The sequence below is a fragment of the Rhodobacter sp. NTK016B genome, assembly GCF_017303295.1.
Taxonomy (GTDB): Bacteria; Pseudomonadota; Alphaproteobacteria; order Rhodobacterales; family Rhodobacteraceae; genus Pararhodobacter.
Genome location: NZ_JAFKOK010000016.1, coordinates 140,745 through 148,002, shown reverse-complemented (window position 1 = coordinate 148,002; position 7,258 = coordinate 140,745). Strand labels below are relative to the sequence as shown.

8 protein-coding genes are annotated in these 7,258 nt (G+C 67.1%); 1 reads left to right on the top strand and 7 read right to left on the bottom strand.

Features of this window, described 5'->3' with window-relative positions:
- The coding region (locus JI664_RS19875; RefSeq protein WP_207015519.1) for a CBS domain-containing protein at window positions 1–299 on the top strand (299 nt) is incomplete at its 5' end.
- A 6-nt stretch (window positions 300–305) separates the two neighbouring features.
- Here JI664_RS19875 and JI664_RS19870 read toward each other — a convergent pair.
- The 7 genes from JI664_RS19870 to JI664_RS19840 all read right to left on the bottom strand — a co-directional run bounded on the left by JI664_RS19870 (window position 306) and on the right by JI664_RS19840 (window position 7,251).
- On the bottom strand, window positions 306–794 hold the full coding sequence (locus JI664_RS19870; RefSeq protein ID WP_207015518.1) for a CAP domain-containing protein: 489 nt from the start codon (window positions 792–794) through the stop codon (window positions 306–308).
- Window positions 791–1,747, bottom strand: coding sequence for a DMT family transporter (locus JI664_RS19865; protein WP_207015517.1), 957 nt, complete (start codon window positions 1,745–1,747; stop codon window positions 791–793). The genes JI664_RS19870 and JI664_RS19865 overlap by 4 nt, the downstream gene beginning before the upstream one ends.
- Window positions 1,748–1,795: 48 nt before the next feature.
- Entirely contained in the window at window positions 1,796–3,574 is a 1,779-nt protein-coding gene (locus JI664_RS19860; protein WP_207015516.1) for an SLC13 family permease, read from the bottom strand.
- Window positions 3,575–3,631: 57 nt separating this feature from the next.
- Entirely contained in the window at window positions 3,632–4,468 is an 837-nt protein-coding gene (locus tag JI664_RS19855; RefSeq protein WP_207015515.1) for a TIGR00282 family metallophosphoesterase, read from the bottom strand.
- Window positions 4,469–4,693: 225 nt separating this feature from the next.
- On the bottom strand, window positions 4,694–5,623 hold the full coding sequence (locus JI664_RS19850; RefSeq protein WP_207015514.1) for an AEC family transporter: 930 nt from the start codon (window positions 5,621–5,623) through the stop codon (window positions 4,694–4,696).
- A gap of 30 nt (window positions 5,624–5,653) precedes the next feature.
- Window positions 5,654–6,454 (bottom strand): MBL fold metallo-hydrolase, encoded by an 801-nt coding sequence (locus tag JI664_RS19845; RefSeq protein ID WP_207015513.1) that lies wholly within the window; start codon window positions 6,452–6,454, stop codon window positions 5,654–5,656.
- Entirely contained in the window at window positions 6,451–7,251 is an 801-nt protein-coding gene (locus JI664_RS19840; protein ID WP_207015512.1) for a TatD family hydrolase, read from the bottom strand. The genes JI664_RS19845 and JI664_RS19840 overlap by 4 nt, the downstream gene beginning before the upstream one ends.
- Window positions 7,252–7,258 lie beyond the last annotated feature (7 nt).

Here is a 7,258-nt window from a genome sequence, read left to right as displayed (position 1 = left end):
CCGAGATCTACACCAACCCGGCCAATGGCTATGTCGCGGATTTCGTGGCGCATATGAACCCGCTGGGCGTGCTGACCGCGCGCGACGCGATGGTCGATGCACCCCGCCCTGCCCCGGCGGGCGTCGCGCTGCAGGCCGACACCCCCCTGCGCGAGGCGATGGCCCGGCTGGCCGAGGCGCGCGGGCGCATCCTGCTGACCGAGAACGGCCATGTTGTGGGGATGCTGACCGATGCCAGCGCCGTCGCCGCACTGATCGCGCAGCGGGGCAAAGAGGGAATGGCGGCAGAAACCGTCTGAGGGCGATTACCCGGCCGGTCGCGGCGCTGCCGCGACCATCGACCAGTACATCCGCCCGTCTTCGCCGATGGCCACGCCGTAGCCGGTATCGCGGGCGTCGCGTGACAGCATGTTCACGCGGTGCTCGGGGCTTTCCATCCAGCCGCGGATGATGCCGCGCGCGTCGCGGTAGCCGACACCGGTATTCTCGACCGCCATGGCATAGGCGTAATCCTCGCGCCGCAGCCGACGGCCCAGCCCGGCCCACCAGCTTCCGCGATGCGACAGCCGCTCGCGGTCAGCCATGCGGCAGGCCTGGATCTGCGCGGCATCGCCCAGCCGGGTCTCCATCGCCAGCGCAGGCAGGCCCTGCGCCCCGCGCTCGGCATTGGTGTGAACAAGAAGCTCGCCCCTGAGCGCGCCCAGATTGGCGGGGATCGTGCAGGCCAGCGCGGCGCCCGACAGGATCGCCATGCCAAGGAAAGCGGACAGCGCCGCAAGGCTTTTCGTCGTCATGGAACGACGCTCTCACTTTTCTCGCGCAGGCGCAATTGATGCTCGCGAAGCGCAATGAAGATCACCGCCGCGATCACCATCGAGCCCCCCGCGACCACCCAGGGATCGACCGGCTCGCCGAAAAAGATCGCCCCCAGCGCCACCGCCCAGACAAGCTGCAGCGCCGTCACCGGCTGCGTCACCGTGATCGGGGCCGAAACGAAGGCCATCGTCATCAGGTAATGCGCCCCCGTCGCCACGCTGGCGATCAGGAACAACAGGCCCACCTGGCTCCATGTCACCGGCTCCCAGACCGCGATGGCAAAGGGCGCAAGCCCAACCGCCACGGTCATCGACAGCATCCCCACCACGACCGAAGGCGGGGCCAGTCCGCTGAGCGGCTTGGCCATCAGATACGAGATCCCGAAACCCAGCGACGTCGCCAGCATCGCGAAATGGCCGATATCCAGCTCGCGCATGCCGGGCCGCAGGATGACCATCGCTCCGACGATGGCAATGATGATCGCCATGATACGCCGCAGCTTCAGCCCCTCGCCCAGAAACAGCGCCGCACCGATGGTGATCCAGATCGGGTTCAGATAGCCCATCGCCGACACCTCGGCCAAAGGGATCCGGGTCATGGCGAAGAACCAAAGCATGACGGCAAGGCTATGCACCAGCCCGCGCCAGCCGAAGGCCCACCAGACGCGCGACGGCAGCGAGATCCGGCGCAGCGTGCCGATCGCCGGCAGCACAAAGACCAGCCCCAGAGCATAGCGCAGGAAAGCGGTTTGCGGCGCCGGGATGTCCGAGCCCAGCATCTTCACCGCCGCCGTCAGCGCCACGAAGCACAGCCCCGCGCCGAGCATGTACATCACACCGGCGACGGGGCGCTGTTCGGCGGTTTGGGCCTTGGACAAAGGCGCGGGTGCCGGGGATTGCGACTCCCCGGAGTCGGTATTTAACGCGTTCATGATTCTACCCTTGCCCCCGCGCCCGCCGCCGCGCAAGAGAAAACGCGCTCACAATGGCCAGATCAGCGGCACCAGCGTGCAGACAGTCGCGGCCATCAGCACGTTCAGCGGCACCCCCACTTTCAGGAAATCTCCGAAGCGATAGCCTCCCGGACCATAGACCAGCGTGTTCGTCTGGTAGCCGATCGGGGTTGCGAACGCCGCCGAGGCCGCGAACATCACCGCCACGACCAGCGGACGCGGATCGACCCCCATCGACTGCGCCAGTCCGATCGCCACCGGCGTGACGATCACCGCCACCGCATTGTTCGAAACCAGCTCGGTCAGGATCCCGGCGATGGCATAGACCGCGAGCAGCAGCGCCCAGTGCGGCAATCCCTGCAGATAGGGCGCCACGGCATCGACGAGCAACTGCACCGCGCCCGACGCTTCCAGCCCCGCGCCGACGATCAGCATGCCGAAGATCAGCGCCAGCAGCCGCCCTTCGATGAAAGCAAAGGCTTCGTCCGCGTCGATGCAGCGCGTGAGCAGCACGATCACCACGCCCAGCAGCGCCAGCACCTGAATCGAGGCAACGCCAAGCGCCGACAGCCCGACCACGCCCGCCAGTACGCCGATCACGATCGGCGCATGGCTGCGGCGGAAGGCGCGTTCGCTGGGCTGAGCCACGTCGACCATGTCCATATCGGCGGCAAGGCGGCGAATATCCTCCATCGCGCCCTCAAGCAGCAGCGTGTCGCCCACCTGCACGACCAGATCGTCCAGCTGACGGCCGATATTCTGGCTGCGGCGGTGAACGGCCAGCGGATAGACCCCGTAGCGGCGGCGCAGGCGCATCTGGCCCAGCGAGCGTCCGATCATCCGGCAGCCCGGCGTGATCAGCACCTCGACCGTCGAGGTGCGCACGGTGCTCAGCTGATCGACCAACCGCAATTCGGGATTGTGCTGCAGGCCCAGCACTTCGGACATCTGCGTGCGCAAGACCACGCGGTCGCCCGCTTCCAGCACCACGTCGCTTAGCCCCCGGCGCAGCGAGGCATCGCCGCGCAGCACGTCAATCACCCGCGCACCGCCCCGGCGGAACACATCCGCATCCTCAAGCCGCGTGCCGATCAACGACGAGCCTTCGGGCAGCGCCACCTCGGTGAAGAACTTCATCGGCGCGCGGTCACCCAGCAAAGCCGCCATCGAATCGCGCTCGGGCAACAGCCAGCGCCCGACCAGCGCCAGATAGATAACGCCCACGACCGACACGGCGAGACCTACCAGCGAAATCTCGAAGATCCCGAACGGCTCCAGCCCCGCGCTTTGCGCGACGCCGTCGACCAGCAGGTTGGTCGAGGTCCCCACCAGCGTGATCGTGCCCCCGAAGATCGAGAAATAGCTCAGCGGGATCAGCAGCTTCGACGGGGCCACCTTCATCGCCTTGGCAAGCTGCATGAAGATCGGGATCATCACCACGACGATCGGCGTGTTGTTGACGAATGCCGACATCGCCAGCACCGTCAGCGTCAGGATCAGAAGCGTCGCGCGCGGCCGCTCGGCGGCATGGCTGACGGCGCTTTGCGACAGGAAGTCCAGCGCGCCGGTGCGCACCAGCCCCCCCACGATCAGGAACATCGCCGCGATGGTCCACGGCGCGGGGTTCGAAAAGACCGAAAGCGCGCTCGCCTCGGGCACGATGCCCAGAACCAGCATCAGCGCGGCGCCCGACAGGGCCACGACTTCGACCGGATAGCGTTCGCGCACGAACATCACCAGCATGCCGGCGACGATCAGGATGGCGACGAAGGGCACGACCGCGGCCGGCAATTCAATTCCCAACATGCATTCCCTCTGCCCGCAAGGCGGCTAGCCTGTCCGAAACCCGCGCGCCCGGATGCGTCACGATGGTGCCTTCCCCGAAACGACCGGCCCCGACGGCGCCAGCCGCCCACCCTGCCGCACCATGGTCACGCTCAGCGCCTTCCCGGTGCGATCATCGGTCTCGACAAAGACGCCCGACACCGTCGCCTCGCCCAGCGCCGGCTCGAATCGCCCGCGCACCATGCCGGTGATGAAACGGCGCAGCGGCTCATCCTTCTGCATGCCGATGACACTGTCGTAATCGCCGGTCATCCCGGCATCGGTCAGATAGGCGGTACCGCCATTGAGGATCTGCGCATCGCCCGTGGGCACATGGGTATGCGTGCCGACGACAAGGCTCGCGCGCCCGTCGCACCAATGGCCCATCGCCATCTTTTCCGAGGTCGCCTCGGCGTGGACATCGATCAGCGTCGCCTGCACGCGCCCGCCCAGCGGATGCGCGCGCAAAACCGGCTCGATGGCGCTGAACGGATCGTCGAACGGGCGCTTCATGAAGACCTGCCCCATGACCTGCGCCACCAGCACCGCGCGCCCGTCTTGCAAGGTGAAGACCCGCGCGCCGACACCGGGCGCCACTTTCGAGAAGTTGATGGCGCGGATCAGCCGCGGTTCCTTGTCGATATGGCCCAGCATGGTTTTCTGATCGAACGCATGATCGCCCAGCGTCACCACATCGGCGCCAGCCTCGAACAGGCCTGCGGCGTGATCGGGCGACAGCCCCATCCCCGAGGTCGCGTTCTCGCCATTGACCACCACAAAATCGAGGTCCCAGTCCCGCCGCAGCGCTGGCAGCCGCTCGGCCACCGCCTTGCGTCCGGACCGCCCCATCACATCGCCCAGAAAGAGTATTCGCATGCCCGTTTCCTACGCCGGGCCGCGCCGCGAGGAAAGAGGAATCGCCTGCCCTGCGCGCCGCCGCCGCGCGGCGTGACCGCCACGTCACGGCCCTGCGGCAGCGCTGCCTCAAGCCTGTGCATCTTTGATCCGGAAATATCCTCGGGGGTGAATTGGCCGAAGGCCAAGAGGGGGCAGACAGCCCCCTTGCGCGCGGGCCGACGGCACTGTCTCAACTGCGGAGGCTTATCCCAGAAGGCTCATCCAGCCCCAGGCGGTCAGCATGCACAAAGCCGTGGCGATCAGCACTGACGAGGCCGCGACGCGTTTCGCGCGGCCATACATGTTGGCGAAGAGATAGGCGTTGACCCCGGGCGCCATCGCCGCCGTCAGGACGGCCGAGCGGAACGGCCCCTCGCCCAGATCCAGCCCGCGCCCGAGGCTCCATGTCACGATGGGATGCAATAGCAGCGAGACCGCGACGACATAGGCGATGAGCCGCAGGTCGCCCTCGGGCCGGTAGCGATAGAGCACGCCGCCCAGCCCGAACAGCGCGGCGGGAAGGCCCGCGCGCGAGATCATCTCGACCGCTTCGGTCACCACGCCCGGCAGCGCCAGACCGCTCAGGTTCAGCGCGGCCCCCAGCGCGATGCCGATCACCAGCGGGTTGTGCCACAGCCCGTTCAGGGCCTTGAGCGCGGTGCGCCCGACCCCGGCGCCGCGCGCCCGCACGCCCTCCATCGCGGTGATGCCGATCAGGTAGCAGGTCGGGGCGTGAAGCGCGATGATCGCGTAATTGGGCGCCAGCGCCTCGGGGCCATAGGCGCGTTCGGTGATCGGCACGCCCAGCAGCATCGAGTTCGAAAACAGCCCGACGAACCCCACCGCGACCGCGTCCTCCCAGTCGCGCCCGAACAGGAAACGCGCGCCCAGAAGCCCGGCCAGAAACCCGGTGATCGCCCCGCCATAGAAGCTGACCAGCAGGCGCCAGTCGAAGGCCGCGCCCAGATCGAGCCGCGTCAGCGCCAGAAACAGCAGCATCGGAATGGCGAAACTCTGGGCGAATTTCATGATGCCTTCGACGGCATCCTCGCCGATCCAGCGCCGCCATGTCGCCAGATAGCCCGCGCCGACGACCAGAAAGACGGGCAGAATGACCTGAACCAGCGCCTGCATCTCAGGCCCGCCCGCGCGTGCGGTCAGGGATCACAGCGGCAGTTCCAGCACCATGCCGTCATAGGCCGCCTGAACGTGGTCGGGGGTCTGCGATTCGATGGTGGCGTGGTCGATATCGACATGCATGTTGGTCAGCACTGCGCGCCGGGGCGCCGCACGGGCGATCCATTCGAGCGCCAGATCGACATGAGCATGGGTCGGGTGCGGCTTGTAGCGCAGCGCGTCGACGATCCAGCAGTCAAGCCCGTCAAGCTGCGCCCAAGCAGGATCGGGGATGCGCACGACGTCGGGCAGATAGGCCAGCCCGCCGATGCGAAAGCCCAGCGCGTCGATGCTGCCGTGATCGACCTCGAACGGCGTCAGTGTGACCGTGCCGCCCGGCCCGTCGATGCTGACATCGCCATGGATCGTGTTGAGATCCAGAATCGGCGGATAGGGCGAACCTGCGGGCTGCACGAAGGCATAGCCGAAACGCGACAGCAGCGCGTCCTGCGTCGACGGGTCCGCCCAGACCTGAAGCCGTTTGCGCGTGTTGAAGACGATCATCCGCAGATCGTCGATGCCGTGCACATGGTCGGCATGGGCATGGGTATAAACCACGGCGTCCAGCGTACCGACACCCGCATCGAGCAGTTGCGAGCGCATGTCCGGCGAGGTGTCGATCAGCACCCGCGTGGTGCCGCCCGGCCCGACGCGCTCGACCAGAAGCGAGCAGCGGCGACGGCGGTTCTTGGGGTTTGCCGGATCGCAGGCGCCCCATTCCCCGCCCAACCGCGGCACGCCGCCCGACGAGCCGCAGCCAAGGATCGTCGCGCGCAGGATGTCGGTCATGACAAATGGGCCTTGGTGAAAAGCCGGTCGAAATTCTCGACCGTCTGGCGGGCGAAATCGGCGTATTCCATGCCCCAGACCGAGGCAATGGCCTGCGCCGTCAGCGCGGTGAAACCGGGCTCGTTGCGCTTGCCGCGATGGGGCGGCGGCGCAAGATAGGGCGCGTCGGTCTCGACAAGGATGCGGTCCACGGGCGCCTGCGCGAAAATCTCGCGCAGGGCTTCGGATTTCTTGAACGCGGCAATGCCCGACGCGGACAGGTAAAAACCCAGATCCAGCGCGGCGGCGGCCAGTTCCGGCCCCGACGAGAAGCAATGCATGACGCAGGAATAGGCGCCGGCGCGGTGTTCTTCGGCCAGAATGCGCGCCATGTCCTCGTCCGCGTCGCGGGCATGGATGATCAGCGGCAGGCCGGTCTGGCGCGCGGCCTCGATATGCACACGTAGGCTTTCTTGCTGAATCGGCGCGCTTTCGGGCGTGTAATGGTAGTCGAGCCCGGTCTCGCCGATGCCCACAAATTTCGGGTGCTTCGCCAGCTCAAGCAGCGCGTCGAGCGTCGCCAGCGGCTCTTTATCCGCCGACATCGGATGCGTTCCGGCCGCGTAGAACACGCCCGGATAGGTCTCGGCCAGCGCGCGCACGTGCGGCTCGTTCGACAATTTCGTGCAGATCGTCACCATCCGGGTGACGCCCGCCTCGGCGGCGCGGGCGACGATATCGTCGCGCTCCCCGTCGAAATCGGCGAAGTCCAGATGGGTGTGGCTATCGACAAGCGTCGGAGGCAGGGTCGAGGTCATGAGGCCT

Bases quoted from the DNA above. Each gene is read 5' to 3' on its own strand.
- JI664_RS19870 (WP_207015518.1), bottom strand. From the start codon at position 794: ATGACGACGAAAAGCCTTGCGGCGCTGTCCGCTTTCCTTGGCATGGCG.
- JI664_RS19865 (WP_207015517.1), bottom strand. From the start codon at position 1,747: ATGAACGCGTTAAATACCGACTCCGGGGAGTCGCAATCCCCGGCACCC.
- JI664_RS19860 (WP_207015516.1), bottom strand. From the start codon at position 3,574: ATGTTGGGAATTGAATTGCCGGCCGCGGTCGTGCCCTTCGTCGCCATC.
- JI664_RS19855 (WP_207015515.1), bottom strand. From the start codon at position 4,468: ATGCGAATACTCTTTCTGGGCGATGTGATGGGGCGGTCCGGACGCAAG.
- JI664_RS19850 (WP_207015514.1), bottom strand. From the start codon at position 5,623: ATGCAGGCGCTGGTTCAGGTCATTCTGCCCGTCTTTCTGGTCGTCGGC.
- JI664_RS19845 (WP_207015513.1), bottom strand. From the start codon at position 6,454: ATGACCGACATCCTGCGCGCGACGATCCTTGGCTGCGGCTCGTCGGGC.
- JI664_RS19840 (WP_207015512.1), bottom strand. From the start codon at position 7,251: ATGACCTCGACCCTGCCTCCGACGCTTGTCGATAGCCACACCCATCTG.